This is a genomic window from Micromonospora sp. PTRAS2 (genome assembly GCF_054052245.1).
The window spans coordinates 1-563 of sequence record NZ_JBSWBU010000061.1 but is presented as its reverse complement, the minus strand read 5'-3'; the positions used below and the strand labels follow the sequence as shown (position 1 = coordinate 563).

Here is a 563-nt window from a genome sequence, read left to right as displayed (position 1 = left end):
GCGACCTCACCCACGGTCAACACCACCCGCGCACCATGATCCGCCAACAACACCCGCATCCGCTCCGCCGGCCACGCCACATCCATCGGCGTGTACGCCGCACCCGCCCGCAACACCCCCAACGCCGCCACCAACGTCCACAAACTCCGATCCAACGCCAACGACACCACATCACCGCAACCCACACCCACCGACCGCAGAAACCCCGCCACCAACCCCGACCTGCGCTCCAACTCCCCATACGTCAACACCACACCACCCGCCACGCCCGCCACCGCCTCCGGCGACCGCTCCGCCCACCCCACCACCAGGTCATGAATCGGCGTGGTCGGCACCTCCCGCACCGGACCCCGACCCCACCCCAACAACCGCTCCCGCTCCACCACCGACACCAACGTGAGCCCCGACAACGCCACCTCCGTCCCGGCGACACCCGCCGACACCAGCGTCACCACCGCATCCACGAACCCCCGCACCCAACCCGCCGAAAACTCCTCCACCGCAAAGTCCACCCGCAACCCCGACCCATCACCAGCCACCCACACCACCAGCCCCGCGTCCAC

Annotated in this window: 1 protein-coding gene; it reads right to left on the bottom strand. The window is 69.4% G+C overall.

Annotation, left to right across the window (positions count from 1 at the left end; translation table 11 throughout):
- Positions 1 to 563 (bottom strand): AMP-binding protein (locus ACVMYR_RS33155; RefSeq protein ID WP_457123706.1); only part of this gene is annotated, 563 nt, incomplete at both ends.